Annotated in this window: 15 protein-coding genes; 8 read left to right on the forward strand and 7 right to left on the reverse strand. The window is 68.4% G+C overall.

Annotated features, from left to right (window positions below; translation table 11 throughout):
• Nucleotides 1-26: 26 nt before the first annotated feature.
• The gene (locus tag ABNK63_RS06975) at nucleotides 27-2432 is read right to left on the reverse strand and encodes a DUF3772 domain-containing protein (protein ID WP_007805123.1); all 2406 of its coding nucleotides are present in this window, start codon (nucleotides 2430-2432) and stop codon (nucleotides 27-29) included.
• Between the two features lie 172 nt (nucleotides 2433-2604).
• On the opposite strand from ABNK63_RS06975, the gene ABNK63_RS06980 reads away from it, so the two are divergent.
• Complete coding sequence (locus ABNK63_RS06980) at nucleotides 2605-4446, forward strand: ABC transporter ATP-binding protein (protein WP_040672768.1); 1842 nt, start codon at nucleotides 2605-2607, stop codon at nucleotides 4444-4446.
• A gap of 31 nt (nucleotides 4447-4477) precedes the next feature.
• On the opposite strand, the gene arsH is transcribed toward ABNK63_RS06980, so the two are convergent.
• On the reverse strand, nucleotides 4478-5242 hold the full coding sequence (arsH, locus tag ABNK63_RS06985; RefSeq protein WP_007805125.1) for an arsenical resistance protein ArsH: 765 nt from the start codon (nucleotides 5240-5242) through the stop codon (nucleotides 4478-4480).
• Between the two features lie 73 nt (nucleotides 5243-5315).
• Here arsH and ABNK63_RS06990 point away from each other — a divergent pair, with 73 nt between their 5' ends.
• The 4 genes from ABNK63_RS06990 (at nucleotide 5316) to ABNK63_RS07005 (ending at nucleotide 10986) form a co-directional block, all read left to right on the forward strand.
• Nucleotides 5316-5819: an arsenate reductase ArsC gene (locus ABNK63_RS06990; RefSeq protein ID WP_040672769.1), complete on the forward strand. Its 504-nt coding sequence runs from the start codon at nucleotides 5316-5318 to the stop codon at nucleotides 5817-5819.
• Nucleotides 5816-6901, forward strand: a complete 1086-nt coding sequence (gene arsB, locus ABNK63_RS06995) for an ACR3 family arsenite efflux transporter (protein WP_007805127.1) — start codon at nucleotides 5816-5818, stop codon at nucleotides 6899-6901. Before ABNK63_RS06990 ends, arsB begins: the two co-directional genes overlap by 4 nt.
• A 4-nt stretch (nucleotides 6902-6905) precedes the next feature.
• Nucleotides 6906-7277 (forward strand): metalloregulator ArsR/SmtB family transcription factor, encoded by a 372-nt coding sequence (locus tag ABNK63_RS07000; RefSeq protein ID WP_007805128.1) that lies wholly within the window; start codon nucleotides 6906-6908, stop codon nucleotides 7275-7277.
• 124 nt (nucleotides 7278-7401) lie between these two features.
• On the forward strand, nucleotides 7402-10986 hold the full coding sequence (locus tag ABNK63_RS07005; protein ID WP_007805129.1) for a DNA methyltransferase: 3585 nt from the start codon (nucleotides 7402-7404) through the stop codon (nucleotides 10984-10986).
• Between the two features lie 46 nt (nucleotides 10987-11032).
• On the opposite strand, the gene ABNK63_RS07010 is transcribed toward ABNK63_RS07005, so the two are convergent.
• From ABNK63_RS07010 to ABNK63_RS07020, 3 genes are all read right to left on the reverse strand, one after another.
• The gene (locus ABNK63_RS07010; RefSeq protein ID WP_350017033.1) at nucleotides 11033-11440 is read right to left on the reverse strand and encodes a VOC family protein; all 408 of its coding nucleotides are present in this window, start codon (nucleotides 11438-11440) and stop codon (nucleotides 11033-11035) included.
• 113 nt (nucleotides 11441-11553) lie between these two features.
• A complete protein-coding gene (locus ABNK63_RS07015) occupies nucleotides 11554-12027 on the reverse strand; it encodes a cupin domain-containing protein (protein WP_350017034.1) in 474 nt (157 codons plus the stop codon).
• A gap of 9 nt (nucleotides 12028-12036) precedes the next feature.
• Nucleotides 12037-12834, reverse strand: coding sequence for an MBL fold metallo-hydrolase (locus ABNK63_RS07020; RefSeq protein ID WP_350017035.1), 798 nt, complete (start codon nucleotides 12832-12834; stop codon nucleotides 12037-12039).
• A 94-nt stretch (nucleotides 12835-12928) separates the two neighbouring features.
• Here ABNK63_RS07020 and ABNK63_RS07025 point away from each other — a divergent pair, with 94 nt between their 5' ends.
• On the forward strand, nucleotides 12929-14368 hold the full coding sequence (locus ABNK63_RS07025; RefSeq protein ID WP_350017036.1) for a PLP-dependent aminotransferase family protein: 1440 nt from the start codon (nucleotides 12929-12931) through the stop codon (nucleotides 14366-14368).
• 12 nt (nucleotides 14369-14380) lie between these two features.
• On the opposite strand, the gene ABNK63_RS07030 is transcribed toward ABNK63_RS07025, so the two are convergent.
• Together ABNK63_RS07030 and ABNK63_RS07035 are read right to left on the reverse strand one after the other, a co-directional pair.
• The gene (locus ABNK63_RS07030) at nucleotides 14381-15640 is read right to left on the reverse strand and encodes a mechanosensitive ion channel domain-containing protein (protein ID WP_350017037.1); all 1260 of its coding nucleotides are present in this window, start codon (nucleotides 15638-15640) and stop codon (nucleotides 14381-14383) included.
• Between the two features lie 52 nt (nucleotides 15641-15692).
• Entirely contained in the window at nucleotides 15693-16145 is a 453-nt protein-coding gene (locus tag ABNK63_RS07035; protein ID WP_007805135.1) for a PA2169 family four-helix-bundle protein, read from the reverse strand.
• Between the two features lie 219 nt (nucleotides 16146-16364).
• Here ABNK63_RS07035 and ABNK63_RS07040 point away from each other — a divergent pair, with 219 nt between their 5' ends.
• Both ABNK63_RS07040 and ABNK63_RS07045 read left to right on the forward strand, forming a co-directional pair.
• Nucleotides 16365-16790, forward strand: coding sequence for a heavy metal-responsive transcriptional regulator (locus ABNK63_RS07040; protein ID WP_350017038.1), 426 nt, complete (start codon nucleotides 16365-16367; stop codon nucleotides 16788-16790).
• Nucleotides 16787-19498 carry a heavy metal translocating P-type ATPase gene (locus ABNK63_RS07045; protein ID WP_350017039.1) on the forward strand — a complete coding sequence of 904 codons (2712 nt, stop codon included), beginning with the start codon at nucleotides 16787-16789 and terminating at the stop codon, nucleotides 19496-19498. The genes ABNK63_RS07040 and ABNK63_RS07045 overlap by 4 nt, the downstream gene beginning before the upstream one ends.
• Nucleotides 19499-19535 lie beyond the last annotated feature (37 nt).

Here is a 19535-nt window from a genome sequence, read left to right on the forward strand (position 1 = left end):
GCGAGGAAGTCGAAGCGGCCAGCCGCTCACCCCTGGCCGTCGATGCTCTCGTCCAGCGGCGGCAACGTGCGGACCAGCATGCTTTGCGGGCTGCTCATCGGCAGTTTCTCGCTGCGCAGGCGTTCGAGGATCTCGAACAGCAGATCGCTTTTCACGCCGCCGACCTCGCGCGGGCTGCCCACGTAGGCCACGCAGTTGAAGGTCATCGCGCCGGCGGTGACGTTTTCCAGCTGCACGTACGGCGCCGGCGTGGCCAGCGTGCCCTGGTGGGCGCGCAGGATGCCCAGCACCAGTTCGCGCACCTTGCCCGCATTGGTGTCCAGCGGCATCGGCAGCTTGATCTGCACGCGGCCCAGGGCGTTGGCCTGGGTGACGTTGCGCACGTTCTGGGTGATCAGCTGCGAGTTCGGCACGATCACGGTGGAGCGGTCCCACATCTGGATCTCGGTGGCGCGCACGTTGATGCGGCGGATGTCGCCCTCGACGTCGCTGGACAGGCTGACCCAGTCGCCCACCTTCACCGGCCGCTCGACCAGCAGGATCAGGCCGGAGATGAAGTTCTGCACGATCGCCTGCAGGCCGAAGCCGATGCCCACCGACAGCGCGCTGACGATCCAGGCGATGCTCTTGAGATCCACCTGCAGTGCGGCCAGGGTCAGCACCACCACCAGCAGCCCGCCGAGATAGCCGAGCAGGGTGGTGATGGATTCCTGCATGCCCCGATCCATCGCCGACTTGGGCAGCAACTGCTCGCGCAGCCAGCGCTTGAGCACGCGCAGCACCAGCACGCCAGCCAGCAGCACCAGTACGGCGGTGATGATGCTGGCCGGGTTGATCGCCAGCTCGCCCAACTTCAGGTTGCCAAGGGTTTGCCGGGCGCTCACCAGCAGGTCGCCCGGGCCGGCACCGAACGGGGTCAGCACGGTGGCCAGCGCCACCAGCACCAGGCCCACGCGCACGATGCCCACCAGCAGCACGTTGGCTTGTTCCAGCTTGTGCGACGGCAGGGCCAGGCTGGCCTGCAGCCGCTGGCCGCCCCGGCCGCGTGGCGACAGCAAGGTGTTGATCAGGTCGGTCAGCAGGTGGACCAGCAGGTAGGTGGTGGCGAAAATCAGGCCGACCCAGAGCATCTGCCGGGCCAGGAAGAAGGCCATCGCGATGTAGCCGGTGGCCACGCACAACCCGCTGACCACCACGCCGAGCGAGGCCGCCACGACCAGCAGGCTGACCCATACGGGCCGTGGCACGGCTTCGCCGGCGTCCCGATCCGGTTCGCTGCGGCTGCGGCGCAGGCGCCACAGCGCGGCGCCGATCAGTCCGCTGATGAGCAGGGCGAACAGCCCGCGCGTGGCCACGGTGGCGGGCAGGCTGGTGCCGATCGTGCGGGTGGTGCGCTCGACCATGCCGGCCAGCAGCGCTGCGGCGGCAAGCAGCCACGGAAACGGGCGCAGCCACTGCGCGGTGAGGTCCGACAGCGCAGGCAGGCGCCAGGACGGACGCCGTACCGACAGCAGGGCGCGACCGAGTCCGGTGATGAAGGCGGCCAGGCAGACCAGCCGCACCATGGCGGTCATCAGGTTCTGCGTGTCGTCGTCGAGAACGTCGTTCCAGTTCAGTCCCGTGTACGCGAGCTGGGCGGCGAGCCCGGTCGTCAGCACGGCTGTCAGCGCCACCGCAGTGGCCATCGCGCTGCGCCGCAGGTGTCCGTCCGGCACATGGCGGGCGGCCAGCGCCAGCAACAGGCGCTCCAGCAGCCAGCGGCCCCCGGCGAGCAGCAGCACGGCTGCGGCCAGGCACCACAGCAGCGGTTGCCGGTTTGGCGGTTGCCAGGCCTCGCTGACCGCCCCGGTGAAGCGCGTGCCCAGGCGCTTCAGGCGCACCAGGTCATCGGGAAAGGTGCGCGCGGGGCCGGCCCAGAACGCACGGCTGAACGGCGTGGGCGTGCGCGAGGCCAGCCGCGCCTGGAACTGGTCGTTGCGCAGGCCGGTGATCTGCGCGGCCAGCTGCATCGCGTTCTGGTTGAGCAGCTGCGACTGCTTGATCTGTGCGTCGAGGTCGGCCTGCGCCTTGTCCAGCTTCCGGCGTTGTGCGGCCACTTCCGGCGCTTCGGCTGGCGCGCCCTTCGCCGGCGTCGGACCCAGCACGGCCAGTTGGGCCTGCAGGGCAGTCATCTGCGGCGCGAGGCTGGCGGTGAGCTGGCGCGACTGATCCTGCACGGCCAGCGCGGTGCTGCGCAGGTCGGCCAGTGACTGGTCGGCCTCGTCACCTTTTCTCAGGGCGGCCTTGATGTCGTCGAGCTGATTGCTGAGCTGGTCCATGGTCTGCGCCGGCGACGCAGCCGAGGCACCTGGCGGGTTGCTGTCCTGGGCGTGCAGCGTGGCGGCGCCGAAGATCAGCAACAGGGTCAGGAGCAGGCGAGGGAAGGCGGGCATCCGCGCATGATCGGAGCGCGTCCGCGGGTGGTCAATCACGGCGAGCCGGCCGGCGCTCGCTGGCGCGGCTGGCGTTCAGATTGGGCTGCCCCGGGCTTCGATAGTCGCTGCTCGTAAGCGCGCCGCCGACTTGCCGCACAATACATGCCCGCCAATACCCCGGTGCTTCATGATCTTCCGCTGGTTCGAATCCCTCATCGACGCCTTCAAGGAACCGGTCGACGGCATGCCGCCGCAGTCGGTGTGGCGCTTCTATGCGTTCTACCTGCGCCAGGCGTGGCCGGTGTTCGCCGTGGCGATCGTGCTGGGTTTCGTGGTGGCGATCATCGAGGTGTCGCTGTTCGGCTTCATCGGCAGCATCGTGGACATGGCCCGGGGCGCGCCGCCGGCAGATTTCTTCCGGCAGCACGGCAACGAACTGCTGTGGATGGGCTTCGTGGCGCTGATCGCGCGACCGCTGGCGATCGGTGCGCACGACCTGCTGGTGAACCAGGCCATCGTGCCCAGCCTGACCAATCGCATCCGCTGGCAGAACCATCGCTACGTGATCCGCCAGAGCCTGGGCTTCTTCCAGAACGACTTCGCCGGGCGCATCGCCAACCGCATCATGCAGACCGGCGGTGCGCTGCGCGAATCGGCGGTGCAGATCGTCGATGCGATCTGGTACGTCACCATCTATACCGGCAGCGCCATCGTGCTGTTTGCCCAGGCGGATTTCTGGCTGGCCGCGCCGCTGTTTGCCTGGGTGTTCGCCTATGTGGGCCTGCTGGCGTTCTTCGTGCCGCGGCTGAAGCAGCGCTCCTGGAAGGCCTCGGAGGCGCGCTCGAAACTGATGGGCCGGATCGTGGACGGCTACAGCAACGTGCTCACGCTGAAGCTGTTCGCCCATACGCGCCGCGAGGAAGCCTACGTGGCCGAGGCGATGATGGATCAGACCGACAAGCTGCGCCGGATGACCCGCATCACCACCGCACTGGACGCCAGCATCACCACCCTCAACGGCTTTCTGATCGTGGGCACTTCGGCGCTGGCGCTGTGGCTGTGGAGCGAGGGGCGGGTGACGGTGGGCGCGATCGCGCTGTCGACCGGGCTGGTGATCCGCATCAACAACATGTCCGGCTGGATCATGTGGGTGGTCAACGGCATCTTCGAGGACGTGGGCACGGTGCAGGACGGCATCACCACCATCGCCCAGCCGCGCGCGGTGCAGGACCGCGACGACGCCGTGCCGCTGGCGGTGACCAACGGCGCGGTGCGCTTCGAGCAGATCCATTTCCACTACGGCAAGCAGGGCGGGGTGATCGCCGGGCTCGACCTGGCCGTGCGCGCGGGCGAGAAGATCGGCGTGGTCGGGCCGTCCGGTGCGGGCAAGTCCACCCTGGTCAACGTGCTGCTGCGGCTGTACGACCTCGAGGCCGGGCGCATCCTGATCGACGGCCAGGACATCGCCCATGTCACCCAGGAAAGCTTGCGCTCGCAGATCGGCGTGGTCACCCAGGACACCTCGCTGCTGCATCGCTCGATCCGCGACAACCTGCTGTATGGACGTCCGGACGCCAGCGAGGCGCAGGTTGCCGAAGCGGTGCGCAAGGCCCGCGCCGACGAGTTCATTCCGAACCTCAGCGACGGCGAAGGCCGCCGCGGCTACGACGCGCTGGTCGGCGAGCGCGGCGTGAAGCTTTCGGGCGGCCAGCGCCAGCGCATCGCGATCGCCCGCGTGCTGCTGAAGGATGCGCCGATCCTGGTGCTGGACGAGGCCACCAGCGCACTGGACTCCGAGGCGGAAGCGGCGATCCAGGAAAGTCTCGACCTGCTGATGCAGGGCAAGACGGTGATCGCGATCGCCCATCGCCTGTCCACCATCGCGCGGATGGATCGGCTGGTGGTGCTGGACAAGGGGCAGGTCGTCGAGACCGGCACCCACGCCGAGCTGATCGCGCACGAAGGCCTCTACGCGCGACTGTGGCGGCGACAGACCGGTGGCTTCGTGGCGGCGGAGGATGCGCCGGTCTAGCCGGCGGTTTCGGCGGACGTCCGTCGCGGGCTCAACACGCTCCGCTGCTGCAGCAGGCCGGTTTGCCTGCCGTCGCCGCGCTTTCCAGCACGTTGGCCGCGGCCGTCAGCGCCTTCGCCGCGGCGGCGCCCTTGCGTTCGCTGTAGCGGCTGACCAGATAGTCGCTGCGCCCGCGCACCAGCAGGGTGAACTTGAACAGCTCCTCCATCACGTCCACCACGCGGTCGTAGAACGGCGAGGGTTTCATCCGGCCGTCGTCGTCGAACTCCTGCCAGGCCTTGGCCACCGAGGACTGGTTCGGGATGGTCAGCATGCGCATCCAGCGGCCCAGCACGCGCAGCGCATTCACCACGTTGAACGACTGCGAGCCGCCGCTGACCTGCATCACCGCGAGCGCGCGCCCTTGGGTGGGCCGCACGCTGCCGTCCTCCAGCGGCAGCCAGTCGATCTGGTTCTTGAACACGCCGGTGATCGTGCCGTGCCGCTCGGGGCTGACCCACACCTGGCCCTCGGACCACAACGACAATGCGCGCAGTTCCTGCACCTTGGGGTGGCTGGCCGGCACGCTGTCCAGGATGGGTAGTTCGTGCGGGTCGAACACCCGCGTCTCGGCGCCGAAGTGGCGCAGGATGCGCTCGGCTTCCAGCGCCAGCTTGCGGCTGAACGACTGCGGGCGCAGCGAGCCGTACAGGATCAGGATGCGCGGCGGGTGGCCGGCGTCGGCCGGCAGGGCCAGCTTGGCCAGGCTGGGGGTGTCCAGCACGTCGGCGGCGACATGGGGCAGGTCCGGGATCACGGCGATTCCTGTTGCGTTGGTTTGATGATTCTATAATCATGGAAATATGGAAGCCAATCCGGAACCGCCGCCCATGCACCCGTGTCGTGTCCTGTTCATCTGTACCGGCAATTCGGCCCGCAGCATCCTGTCTGAGGCCACCCTCAATCACCTGGGCGCGGGGCGCTTCGCGGCGTTCAGCGCCGGCAGACAGCCGACCGGGCGCGTCAACCCCCACGCGATCGAGCAACTTCAGGCCCACGGCATCGCCACCGAGGGACTCGCCAGCAAGTCGTGGGACCGCTTCACCGAAGCGGGCGCGCCGTCGCTGGATATCGTGATCACGGTTTGCGACAACGCCGCCAGCGAGGCCTGCCCGGTGCTGTTCGGCGATTTCGTGAAAAGCCATTGGGGCCTGCCTGATCCGGCTGCCGCCCGGGACGCGGACGCTGCCGCGGCATTCCGGCGTGCGTACGCGCTGATCGTGCGGCGGATCACCGCGCTGCTGCAGCTGCCGGTGGAAACGATGGGCCGCGACGCGCTGAAACAGGCGCTCCACCGCATCGGCAGCCTCACCGGCGAGGAAGCCGACGCATGAACCAGCCATCCGCCGCACTCGCCGCCGACGCGGTTGCTCCGGACGGCGCCCGCATCGGCTTCTTCGAGCGCTGGCTCACGCTCTGGGTGCTGCTGTGCATCGTCGCCGGCACGCTGCTGGGCCACCTGCTGCCCGGCAGCTTCGCGGCGCTGGGCGGCATGCAGGTGGCCCAGGTGAACCTGCCGGTGGCCGTGCTGATCTGGCTGATGATCATCCCGATGCTGCTGAAGATCGACTTCGGTGCGCTCGGCGGCGTGCGCCGCCAGTGGAAGGGCATCGGCGTCACGCTGTTCGTCAACTGGGCGGTAAAGCCCTTCTCGATGGCGCTGCTGGGCTGGATCTTCATCCGCCACCTGTTCGCCGGCCAACTGCCGGCCGCACAGCTCGACTCCTACATCGCCGGCCTGATCCTGCTGGCCGCCGCGCCGTGCACGGCGATGGTGTTCGTGTGGAGCAACCTGTGCAACGGCGAGCCGACGTTCACGCTGAGCCAGGTCGCACTGAACGACGCCATCATGGTGGTGGCGTTCGCGCCCATCGTGGCGCTGCTGCTGGGCATCTCCTCGATCACGGTGCCGTGGAACACGTTGCTGTTGTCGGTGCTGCTGTACATCGTGGTGCCGGTGGTGCTCAGCGTGCTGCTGCGGCGCCGGGTGCTGGCGCATGGCGGCGAGGCGCGGTTGCAGCAACTGCTGCAGCGGCTGGGGCCGGTGTCCCTGTTCGCGCTGCTGGCCACCCTCGTGCTGCTGTTCGGTTTCCAGGGCCGGCAGATCATCGCGCAGCCGGCGATCATCGCGCTGCTGGCGGTGCCGATCCTGATCCAGGTGTATTTCAACGCCGGCCTGGCGTACTGGCTCAATCGCCGCTTCGGCGTGCCGCACTGCGTGGCCGGTCCCTCGGCGCTGATCGGCGCCAGCAACTTCTTCGAGCTGGCGGTGGCCACCGCGGTGGGCCTGTTCGGTGTGCATTCCGGCGCGGCGCTGGCGACCGTGGTGGGCGTGCTGATCGAGGTGCCGGTGATGCTGTCGGTGGTGCGCATCGTCAACCGCAGCAAGCGCTGGTATGAAGCAGCCCGGGAGTAGCGTCATGCAGAACAAGCAAGCCATCACCATTCTCGCCGCGCTCGCGCAGGAGTCGCGGCTGGCGGTCTACCGGCTGCTGATTGAGCATGCGCCGGAAGGACTCGCCGCCAGCGCGATCGCGGAGCAGCTGGGCCTGCCCAACGCCACGCTGTCCTTCCACCTGAAGGAGCTGTCGCACGCCGGCCTGGTGAGCAGCCGGCAGAGCGGGCGCTTCATTTATTACGCGCCGGTGATCGAGGTGATGAACGACCTGATCGGCTACCTGACCGACCACTGCTGCAGCCAGTCCGGCGGCAGCTGCGCCCCGGCCACGCGCAAGAGCGCGCCGGCCAAGGGCGTGGCTGCGACCGGCAAGCGGCGGTCGGGTTCGGCCTGAGCTTCGGCGCTGGGCAGCGCAGGCGGCGAAGTGAGGGCAGGGCGCAGAACCGGATATCCTCGGCGGCGCAGCTATCGAAAGGAATGATCGTGAAGCACCTCCTCGCCGTCACGGTGAAGCACTCATGACGACCACCAGCATGGACGCCGCCGACGCCTTCATCGCCAAGTGGCGCGGCGTCACCGCCTCGGAGCTGTCCACCGCGCAGAGCTTTGCACTGGACCTGTGCCGGCTGCTCGGCGTGGAGGCGCCACATCCGGATGCCGAGCAGCAATACATGTTCGAGCGGCCGGTCACCTTCAGCCACGGCGACGGCAGCAACTCGGCCGGGCGCATCGACCTGTACAAGCGCGGCTGCTTCGTGCTCGAAGCGAAGAAGCTCAAGGCGCCCACCCACACCAAGGGCTTCGACGACGCGATGCTGCGTGCACGCAGCCAGGCCGAGCAGTACGCCCGCGCGCTGCCAGCCAGCGAGGGCCGCCCGCCGTTCCTGCTGGTGGTGGACGTAGGCAACCGCATCGAGCTGTATGCGGAGTTCAGCCGCTCCGGCGCCACCTACACGCCGTTCCCCGACCCGCGCAGCCACCGCATCGCGCTCGACGAGCTGCGCGAGGAAAAGATCCGCGCGCGCCTGCGCACGATCTGGACCGACCCGCTCGCGCTCGACCCCAGCCGCGAATCCGCCCGCGTCACTCGCGAGATCGCCGCGCGGCTCGCCACCCTCGCCCGCAGCCTGGAAGCGGCCGGACACCGCGCCGAGGCGGTCGCGCAGTTCCTGATGCGCTGCCTGTTCACCATGTTCGCCGAAGACGTGAAGCTGCTGCCGAGCGACAGCTTCCGCGACCTGCTGCTGAAACATGCCGACCAGCCCGACATCGCCATGCGCATGCTCGGCCTGCTCTGGCACGTCATGGACACCGGCGGCTTCAGCGGCGCCATCGCCAGCGAGGTACTGCGCTTCAACGGCAAGTTGTTCAAGCAGCCCGACACCTTGCCGCTCACCCGCGAGCAGGTCGCGCTACTGATCGAGGCGGCCAAGGCCAAGTGGGAGCACGTTGAGCCGGCCATCTTCGGCACCCTGCTCGAACGCGCGCTCGACCCCGGCGAGCGGCATAAGCTCGGCGCGCACTACACCCCGCGCGCCTACGTCGAGCGGCTGGTGCTGCCCACCGTGATCGAACCGCTGCGCGGCGAATGGAGCGACGCCCACGCCGCCGCGCTCACCCTCGCCGCCGAAGGCAAGGCCGACGAGGCGGTGGAGACCCTGCGCGCGTTCCACCATCGTCTGTGCACGGTCAATGTGCTCGACCCCGCCTGCGGCAGCGGCAACTTCCTCTATGTCACGCTGGAACACTTGAAGCGCCTCGAAGGCGAAGTGCTCAACGCGCTGGACGAACTCGGCTACCGCCAGACCGGCCTGGCGCTCGGCGGCGAACGCGCCGACGCGATGGGCGGCGAAACCGTCGACCCGCACCAGCTGCTCGGCATCGAGCTGAACCCGCGCGCCGCTGCCATCGCCGAAGTGGTGCTGTGGATCGGCTACCTGCAATGGCACTACCGCACCCGCGGCGACATCAACCCGCCGCAGCCGGTGATCCGCGACTTCCGCAACATCGAGAACCGCGATGCGGTGCTGGCCTACGACCGCATGGAGTACGTGCTCGACGAACGCGGCGTGCCGGTCAGTCGCTGGGACGGCGTGAGCATGAAGAAGTCCGCCGTCACCGGCGAGGACGTGCCTGACGACAGCAAGCGGTTGCCGCTGGAAAGATATGTGAATCCGCGCAAGGCGGCGTGGCCCGAAGCGGATTTCGTGGTGGGGAATCCGCCGTTTATTGGCGCCCGCCTTATGAGAACTTCGTTGGGCGATGGCTACACCGAAGCGTTACGCAGTGCTTGGCCAGATGTTCCTGACTCCGCGGATTTCGTCATGTACTGGTGGCACCACGCCGCCGTGCTGACCCAGCGCGGCGCACTGCAGCGCTTCGGCTTCATCACCACCAACTCGATCCGCCAGACCTTCAACCGCCGCGTCCTTGAAGCCGCACTCGGCTCCTCCCCCTGCTCGCAGGGGGAGGCTGGGAGGGGGTTGCCCCCGGTCGCCGCCAAGTCAAAAGCACCCCACCCCAACCCTCCCCTGCGAGCAGGGGAGGGAGCAAAAGCGCGGCCGCTGTCGCTGGTGTTCGCGATTCCCGATCACCCGTGGGTCGACGCAGCCGACGGAGCGTCCGTACGTATCGCGATGACGGTTGGCAGTGGCGAAGATGCGCTTGGCACTCTGTCGACCGTCACGAGCGAACGTGGCACTGATGACGAATCAGCGAATGTTTCGGTTGTCGAAAAACACGGCGTCCTTGCTTCCGACTTGACGCTCGGTGTTGATAAAACCCGGGCAAAGCCGCTCATGGCAAACACCGGGATGATCCACATGGGCGTGAAGCTTCATGGAATGGGGTTTGTTGTGACGCAAATGGAAGCCGAGGAACTCGGTCTCGATGCGATTCCCGAACTGAGGCGGCATATCGTCCCTTACCGCAACGGACGCGACCTCACGGACAAATCGAGAAACGCGCTCGTGATCGACCTCTACGGCGTCGAGCACGACGCCGTTCGTCGGCAATTTCCCGCCGTCTATCAGCGCGTCCTGAACCACGTGAAGCCGGAACGCGATCAAAACAAGCGCGAAACGTACAAACGAAACTGGTGGATCTTCGCCGAGCCTAGAAGTGAGATGCGGAAGGCGTTGGCCGGTTTGACCAGATACATCGCCACGGTTGAAACCGCGAAACATCGCGTGTTCCAGTTTCTGTCGGCCGAAATTTTGCCCGATCAAAAACTGAGGGTCATCGCGTCTGACGATGCACTGCACTTGGCTGTCTGTTCCTCGGAACCCCACGTTGCATGGGCAAAGGCGAATGGGAGCACATTGGAAGATCGCCCGGTCTACGTGAATTCACGATCCTTCCTTCCATTTCCGTTTCCCTGCACCACCGACGAACAACAAACCCACTTCCGCACCCTCGCCGAACAACTCGACGCCCACCGCAAACGCCAGCAAGCCGCGCACTCTGAGCTCACCCTCACCGGCATGTACAACGTGCTGGACAAGCTGCGCAGCGGCGAGCCGCTGACGGCGAAGGAGCGGGTGATCCACGAGCATGGCCTGGTCTCGGTGCTGCGCCAGCTGCATGACGAGATCGACGCGGCGGTGCTCGATGCCTACGGCTGGGGCGACCTGCTGCCGCTGCTGCGCGTGGCACACGGTAACGACGCACCTGCCGATGGCGCCAGCCGTGACGACGCGAAACGTGCCTTCGACGAGGCGATCCTCGAACGGCTGGTGGCGCTCAATGCCGAGCGCGCGGCGGAGGAAGCGCGTGGCCTGGTCCGTTGGCTGCGCCCCGCGTTCCAGCACCCGACCGCGCAGGCCGCACCGGAGCAGGCCGAACTTGCCGCCGGCCAGGCCGGCGACGAAGCCGCCGCGCCCGTCGCCGCGGCCAAGCCGCTGCCGTGGCCGAAGGACGCGGTGGCCCAGGTGCGCGCCGTGGCCGACGCCCTCGCCGCCAGCCCGGTCGCACTCGATGCGGACGCGCTCGCGACCCGCTTCACCGCCCGCGGCCCGTGGAAGAAACGCCTGCCGCAGCTGCTCGACATGCTGGTGGCGCTGGGCCGCGCCCGCGAACAGGACGGCCGCTACAGCAACCGCTGACGCTGCCGGCCGGCGGCGTCAGCGGCCACCCTGACAGCGGACGTCATCAATCCGCCGGAATGACCGCCGGGTCCATCCAGAACGCTTCCCACACGTGGCCGTCGGGATCGGTCAGGTCGCGGCCATACATGAAGCCGTGTTCCTGCACGGGATTGATGTCGGCCGTGCCGCCGTTCGCCGCGGCCGTATCGTTCATGGCGTCGACTGCAGCACGGTCATCGAGGGAGAGCGCCAGCATCACCTCGCTGGCGCCGGCGTCCGGTATCGGCCGCTCGGTGAAGGTGCGCCACTTGGCGTGGGTGAGCAGCATGACGTGGATGGTTTCGCTCCACACCATGCACGCGGCGGTGTCGTCGGTGAAGTGGGGGTTGTTGACGAAGCCGATGGCGGCGTAGAAGGCCATCGACTTTTTGAGATCGGCGACCGGCAGGTTCACGAAAATCATCTTGGACATGGGGGATTCCGGTGGTGAAGGCGAGGAGCGACGGTGCTCGTCATCCGAACGACGATCGGCGCGCGGTGATTTCGACACGGCGGGGAAGCCTGCTGTCGCCGCCGTGGCTGGGTTCAACGATCGCGGAGGTCCGGCATCGCCACGCCCAGTGAACGGCAGTGGCGTTCGTACTCCGCCCATTGGCTGCTGGCCGATGCACGTCCGGTCACCACGCCGCCGGGGCCGAGGAATTCGACCGTGCCTATCACGATCACCAGCGCCAGCATCGGCTCGTCGCCGACGATCTTCCACCAGTCGGTGTTGCCTGGTGGTTCGTAGACGTAATCGCCGGGACCGATCAGCTCGCCGGTGCACAGCTTGCGGGTGCCGCTGAGGTTGTACGCGTGGATCTCGCCGGTGTGGCGATGCAGCGGCATCACCGTGCCCGGTTCCATCCGCAGCAGTTCGACGAAACCGCGATCATCGGCGAAGAAGCGCAGCGGGCTGGACGACTTGCCGGGGCTGGAGGAGGGCACCCAGTGCCGCGCGGCGGCGGTGCTGAAGCGGGCGGGCAGGTAGTCGTGCAGGCGGGTGGATGGCGTGATCATGGCGGTGGCTCAGGCGGCGATGGCGGAAAGGTAGATTTGGAACGAGGCATCCACCGCGGCGCGGCCACCGCCGATGATGTTGCGGCCCCAGGTGAAGCCGTAGACGTCCTCGAACGCGTAGCCGGCCAGGCGTGCCTGCATGCCGCGGACGGCCTCGGGCGGCATCGGCGTGAAGTTCGGATAGCTGCGCATGAACGAGACGTGGCGACGGTTGCTCACCACGTGCGGCGCGTCGCCGGAAAACAGCGCGCCGCCGGGCCGCGGTCCGTCCTTCCAGTGCAGCGCCGTGCTGCCGGGGAAATGGCCGCCGCTGCGGATCAGGGTCACCGCATCGGACAGGCGGTACGCATCGCCGCGCCAGAACTGCACGTTCGGCGAGGGCCGGCGTACCCAGTCGCGGTCCGCCTCGTGCAGCAAGATCGGCACGTTGCCGAGCGCCTCGCTCCACTCCAGCATCGAGGCGTAGAAATGCGGATGCGAGATCGCGATCAGGTCCACGCCACCGCGCGCCTCCAACGCGGCGACGGCTTCGTCGGTGACCAGGCTCAGCGCTTCCCACAGGATGTTGCCCGCGTCGGTGGGCAGGTACAGCGCGCGCTGGTTGATCGCGAAATCCGGCGCCAGGCCGATGCCGAGCACGCCGGCTTCGTCCTGCATGCGCAGTGTGTGGGTGGCTTTCAGCGCCTTGTGCGTCGTCCACGTCTGGCCGTGCGCGCCGACGTACTGGCGCTCATCCTCGCAGACGGCGCAATGCGCGGGAGTGTCCGGGTACTGGGTGCCGCAGGTTTCGCAGATGGCTTTCGTCATGGTCTGGCCTCGCTTGGGGCGGGCGGCGCCCGCCATGCGGTGCAGACTCTAGGCATAATCTGGACCCTTGATTGATCCATTCGGGAGAGATTCGATGGAGCCAGTTTTCCCGTTCCCCGTGCAGCTGCCGCGCGGCGCAGGCACGCTCACGCAGGCGCTGCACCAGCAATTGCGCGCGGCGATCCTGGATGGCCGCCTGCCGCCGCACGCCGCGTTGCCGGCCACGCGCAAGGTGGCCGAGGCGCTGGGCGTGGCGCGCAATACGGTGGTCGCCGCCTACGACCTGCTGATTGCCGAGGGCTATGTGGTGCCGCGCCAGGGCGCCCGGCCGCAGGTCGCCGAATTCGCGCGGCGCCGGCCGAAGCCGGCGCGCGCGGGCGTGGACGCATCACGTTTTGCGCCGGCGTGGCGCACGCCGTTCCTGCAGCCGTCGCCGGCGCGCAGCCTGCCCGAGCGCAATTTCCGTCTCGGCATTCCCGATCATCGCCATTTCCCGCACGAGGTCTGGCGCCGGCTGATGGCGCAGACGCTGCGCAGGAGCGCGCGCGAATCGTTCGCCTATGCGCCGTCGCAAGGCATCCCCGCCTTGCGCGAGGCGATCGCGCAGCACGTGGCGTTTGCCCGCGCGGTGGCCTGCAGCGCCGACGACGTGATCGTCACCTCCGGCGCGCAGCAGGCGTTCGACCTGATCGCCCGCCTGTTGGTCACGCCGGGACAGACGAAGGTGGCGGTGGAGGAGCCGGGCTACCCGCCGGTGCGCGCCGCGTTCGCCGCCGCCGGCGCGCAGCTGGTGCCGTTGCCGGTGGATGACGAAGGTCTGTGCGTCGAGCGCCTGCCCGAGGACGTGCGCATCATCAGCGTCACCCCGTCGCACCAGTCGCCCACCGGCGTGGCGATGTCGCTGCGCCGTCGCGCGGCCTTGCTCGACTTCGCACGCCGCCACCACGCCGTCATCGTCGAAGACGACTACGACGGCGAATTCCGTTTCGGCGGTCGCCCGCTGGATGCCCTGCAGACGCTGGATCGCGACGCCCTGGTGTTCTACGTCGGCACCTTCTCCAAGAGCATGTTCCCCTCGCTGCGCAAGGGCTTCGTGGTGGCGCCGGCGTGGGCGCGCAACGGGCTGGTCACGGTCAAGCACTGCGTCGACTCGCATTGCGACAGCGTCACCCAGGCCGCGCTGGCCGCCTTCATCCGCGACGGCCACCTGGCGCGGCACGTGCGCCACATGCGGCCGATCTACGCCGCGCGACGCGAGGCCTTGCTCGACGGCCTGCAGCGCGGGCTCGGTGAATGGTTGCAGCCGATCCCCTCCGAAGCGGGTCTGCATCTGGCCGCGCGTCTGCGCGACCCGGCGCAGGCGTCGAAGCTCATGCCGGTGGTGTTGCGTGCCGCCGCCGGGGCGGAAGCCACCGCCGACTACGCGATGACACGCAACATCGAGCCGGCGGTGACCTTCGGCTACGGCGTGATCGACGCGGCGGACATTTCTGCGGCGCTGGCCGGCCTGCGCCGGTCGTTGCGAAAGCTCTAGGGCGTCACGCGGTCACGCCCGGAGCGGCGTGGCGCCAGCGTCGTCGTTGTGCGGACGCCGCGGTCCTTCATCCTCGGGCGAAGGGCTGTGCTGCGCGGGTGGTACGGCAGGATCGTGCGGGTCCGGAGCCGGCCCGCCGCGACTGAGTTCGCCGCGCCAGCGCGGCAAGGCGTCGGGGTAATTGGCCTGGATGAAGGCGATCAGGCCTTCGCGCACCAGGCAGCGCAAGTCCCAGCCACGACCGGAATCCGAGGTGCTGACCAGGGCGCGCAGCTGCATGGCGTGTTCGTCGGTGTCGGTCACCTGCAGGATGCAGACGCGGCGATCCCACAGTTCCGACTGGTCGCACAGCCGCGCCAGTTCCTCGCGCAGCGGCGCCAGCGGCGTGCGGTAGTCGAGCTTGAGATACACCGTGCCGATCAGCTGCGCGCTCTGCCGGGTCCAGTTCTGGAACGGGTTCTCGATGAACCAGTTCAGCGGCACCACCAGCCGCCGCTCGTCCCAGATGCGCACCACCACGTAGGTGCCGGTGATCTCCTCGATGCGGCCCCATTCGCCTTCGATGATCACCACGTCGTCGAGCCGGATCGGCTGGGTCAGGGCGATCTGCAGGCCGGCGATCAGGTTGCTCAGCACCGGTTTGGCGGCCAGGCCGATCGCCAGGCCCGCCACGCCGGCCGAGGCGAGCAGGCTGGTGCCGAGCTGGCGCACGCCGGGAATGGTCATCAGGATGATCGCGGCGCCAAGGATGATCACGATGACGTCGGCGGTGCGCCCGAGCACGCGTACCTGGGTCACCACGCGGCGCGCCTGCAGGTTGTCGGCCACGTCCATCGGATGATTGCGGATCGCGGCATCCTCGAACGCGCCGATGCAACGCACCACCAGCCAGGTACATGCGCCCAGCAGGGCGATCAGCGAAAGATGCTGCAGCAGGGCGAACAGCGGCGAGGCGCTGGCCGGCCAGCTGCGCAGGCAGATCGCGAAGGCCAGCAGGGGCAACACCCACTCCATCGGGCCGCTGGCGCGGCGCAGGATGTCCGACAGCACCGGTTGCCGTGTCGCCACGCGATCCAGCGCGGCGTAGGCCGCGACGCGAACGAGCAGGGCAAGCACCAGGCCGGCCGCCAGCGCCAGTCCAAGCCGCGCCCACGGACCCGCCGTCCAGGTCGAGAGGAAATCGCCAAGCATGGTGGTCAGCTTGCCGCCTTCGATGTGGAAGAAATGTCGGCTGGCGGCTGCGGATGGCACATGCGCAAAGAAGAAGGGCACCGTGAGGTGCCCTTCGTTCGTCGCCGGATGGCGAGTCGTCCAACTGGCGTGATCAGCTGGCGTGGAACGCCTGCTTGATGTCCCGCATCTGGTCATGGCCGCTGCGGACGGAGGTATAGACGTCGGCGATCACGGACAGCGTATGGGGCGAGATCTCGTCGTCCTTCATCGCGTCCTCGAATTTCGCCTTGATGTGATCCTCGCCGCGTTCGACCTCGTCGACCACCGCCTTGTTGTCGGCCTTGGTGAGGCTGGTGCGCAGGTTGACGAACATCCGGTGGGCCGAGGCCAGCACGGTGCCGTCATCCTCGGGCTTGCCGCCCAGCGAACGCACGCAGTTCTGCAGGGCCGACGCCGCGGTGCGGCGCTCGCCGGAGCGCGCGCGGAACAGCGAGACCAGCGGTTCGCTTTTCGCATCCTTGGCCGCTTCGGCGTAACCGTCGGCGCTGTCCAGGGTAGTTTCGATCAGGCTGTTGAGGGTCTTGATGTCGTGTTCGTTGTTCATGAGTTCTCCTTGCGGATTCCGATGTGGACCGTGGTGGCAGGGGAATCGCCGTGGACAAGTACACGGGAGGGCAGGTGACGGAAGCGCCACGGCTTTGTTCAGACCCGTGGCTTGCGTTCATCTTGATGGCGCGTTGTTGCGCGGGTGGGCGCGCGTTGGAGAAGGGCGCGCATCGGCTGCTTGACTCTTGACCTTGATCCATGGTCTAGACTTGCCCGCATGGATACCAAAGCTCCCTCCCTGACCATCGGTGCTGTCGCCAGGCGCGTCGGCGTGGCGATCGACACGATCCGTTATTACGAGCGCGAAGGCCTGCTGCCCGAACCCGAACGGCGCGCTTCCGGCTATCGCAGTTACGGCGAGGCCACGGTGGCGCAGCTGCGCTTCATCCGCCGTGCCAAGGATCTCGGCTTCACGCTGGAGGAGATCCGCGAATTGCTGGCGCTGTCGGCGGATCGCCAGCGCGGGGTGAAGGCGGTGAAGCGGCGGGCGGAAAAGCGGCTGGCGGCCATCGAGCAGCGCATCGCCGAACTGCAGCGCGTGCGCGATGGACTGGCGCAACTGGTGGCCTCGTGCCCCGGACACGGCAAGCCGGAGCAGTGTCCGATCCTGCGCGCGCTGAGCGACGACGAGGTGGCGGCATGAACGCGCAGGCGTGCTGCCACGACAGCGACAACACGCCTTCGACGGCGACCGACCCGGTCTGCGGCATGACGGTTGATCCGGCCACGTCGAGGCATCAGTCCGTGCACGACGGGCAGACCTTCCATTTCTGCTGCGGTGGCTGCAAGGCGAAGTTCGAGGCGGGGCCGGCGCGCTATCTGGTCGCGACTGCCACGCACGAGCATGACCACGCCGCGCACGGTGATGCGCATGGCGCACACCTGGTGAAGGACCCGGTCTGCGGCATGAGTGTGGACCCGCACACCGCGCAGCACCGCGCCGAACACGACGGTCATCCGTACCACTTCTGCTCCGCGCGCTGCCGCGAGAAGTTCGTGGCCGATCCGGCCAAGTACCTGGGCGAACGCCAGCCCGCGCCGGCCGCGCCAGCCGGCACGGTCTACACCTGCCCGATGCATCCGGAAGTGCAGCAGGTCGGCCCCGGCCATTGCCCGAAATGCGGCATGGCGCTGGAGCCGATGATGCCCTCGCTGGACGAGGACGATGGCGGCGAACTGCGGGCGATGACGCGGCGTTTCTGGTGGCTGGTGGCGCTGACTTTGCCGGTGTTTGCGCTGGCGATGGGGCCACATCTGTTCGGCTGGCATCTGCCCGCGCCGTGGGCTGGCGTGGCTGGCTGGGTCGAGGCGGTGCTGGCCAGCGTCGTGGTGCTGTGGGGCGGCGCGCCGTTCTTCGGGCGTGGCTGGCGCTCGCTCGGACTCTCCCTTCCGTCACTGCCGGATCGCGCCGGAGGCGGCTTGGCCGAGGCGCAAGGAAGAACGAGGGAGCGTATGTCGATACGCGACCGAGCGATGACGCAGCGCCACGGTCAAGCCGTCCCGGCCCACAGGGTTGCAAAGCAACGCGGTTCGGCAGTGACGGAAGGGAGAGTCCGCAGGCCGTGGTCGCCGAACATGTACACGCTGATCGCGTTGGGTACCGGTGTGGCGTGGTTGTACAGCGCGGTCGCGTTCGCGCTGCCGGGAATCTTCCCCGACGGTTTCCGCGACATGCATGGCCGCGTCGCGGTGTACTTCGAATCGGCGGCGGTGATCGTCACCCTGGTCACGCTGGGCGATTTCCTGGAACTGCGCGCGCGGCGGCACACCGGCGCGGCGCTCAAGGCGCTGCTGGGGCTGGCGCCGAAGATCGCGCGGCGGATTGCCGCCGATGGCAGCGAGGCCGACGTGCCGCTGGAGCAAGTGCAGGCCGGCGACGTGCTGCGCGTGCGTCCCGGCGAGAAGGTGCCGGTCGATGGTGTGGTGATCGACGGCCAGAGCCACGTCGACGAATCGATGCTCACCGGCGAACCGATGCCGGTGGTCAAGGCGAAGGATGATGCGATCACCGGCGGCACCGTGAACCAGGATGGCGCGCTGACCATGCGCGCGCAGAAAGTCGGCGGCGAAACCCTGCTGGCGCAGATCGTGGCGCTGGTGGCGGCCGCGCAGCGCAGCCGCGCGCCGTTGCAGCGCGTGGCCGACAAGGTCGCCGCGTGGTTCGTGCCGGCGGTGGTCGTGGCGGCCGTGCTGGCCTTCGCCGTGTGGGCGATGACGGGGCCGGAACCGCGCCTGGCGCATGCACTGATCGCGGCCGTGTCGGTGCTGATCATCGCCTGTCCCTGCGCGCTGGGCCTGGCCACGCCGATCTCGATCATGGTCGCCAGCGGGCGTGGTGCGCAGCACGGCGTGCTGTTCAAGGACGCCGGCGCGATCGAATCCCTGCGCGACATCGACACCCTGGTGGTGGACAAGACCGGCACGCTGACCGAGGGCAAGCCGGCACTGACCGAACTGGTGGTCCTCGGCAACCAGCCACGCGAACACTTGCTGGCGCTGGCTGCTGCGCTGGAGCGGCCGAGCGAGCATCCGCTGGCCCGCGCGATCGTTACTGCCGCCGATGCCGAAGGCGTGGCGGTACTGGCGGCCACGGCGTTCCGCTCGCTGACCGGCATGGGCGTCAGCGCGATGGTGGAGGGCCGCACGGTGGCGCTGGGCAATGCCAGGCTGATGGCCGAGTCGCGTGCCGCCATCAGCGACGATGCCAACGCTCGCGCGGAACAACTGCGTCAACACGGCGCCACGGTGATGTTCCTCGCCGTCGACGGCACCCTCGCCGCGCTGCTGGCGGTGGCCGACCGCATCAAGCCTGACACGCCCGCGGCCATCCAGGCACTGCACGCGGCCGGCCTGCGCATCGTGATGCTCACCGGCGACAACGCCACCACCGCGCAGTCAGTGGCGCGCACGCTGGGCATCGACGAGGTGCATGCGGACGTCTCGCCGGCCGACAAGGCCGCCGTGGTGAACCGGCTCAAGGCCGAAGGCCGCCGCGTGGCGATGGCCGGCGACGGCATCAACGACGCGCCGGCGCTGGCCGCTTCCGACGTCGGCATCGCGATGGGCGGCGGCACCGACGTGGCGATGGAGAGCGCCTCGGTGACCCTGGTCAGGGGTGAGCTGGGCGCGATCGTGCGGGCGCGCAAGCTGTCGCAGGCCACCGTGGGCAACATCCACCAGAACCTGTTCTTCGCCTTCGTCTATAACGCGGTGGGCGTGCCGCTGGCTGCCGGCGTGCTGTATCCGTGGTTCGGCATCACGCTGTCGCCGATGATCGCGGCGCTGGCGATGAGCCTCAGTTCGGTGTCGGTGGTCAGCAATGCCTTGCGGCTGCGGCGCGCACCGCTGTGAGGCCTGCGTCGTGACGATTGTCACCGGCGATGCTTGA

It is taken from the genome of Rhodanobacter sp. IGA1.0, assembly GCF_040208325.1.
GTDB lineage: Bacteria > Pseudomonadota > Gammaproteobacteria > Xanthomonadales > Rhodanobacteraceae > Rhodanobacter > Rhodanobacter spathiphylli.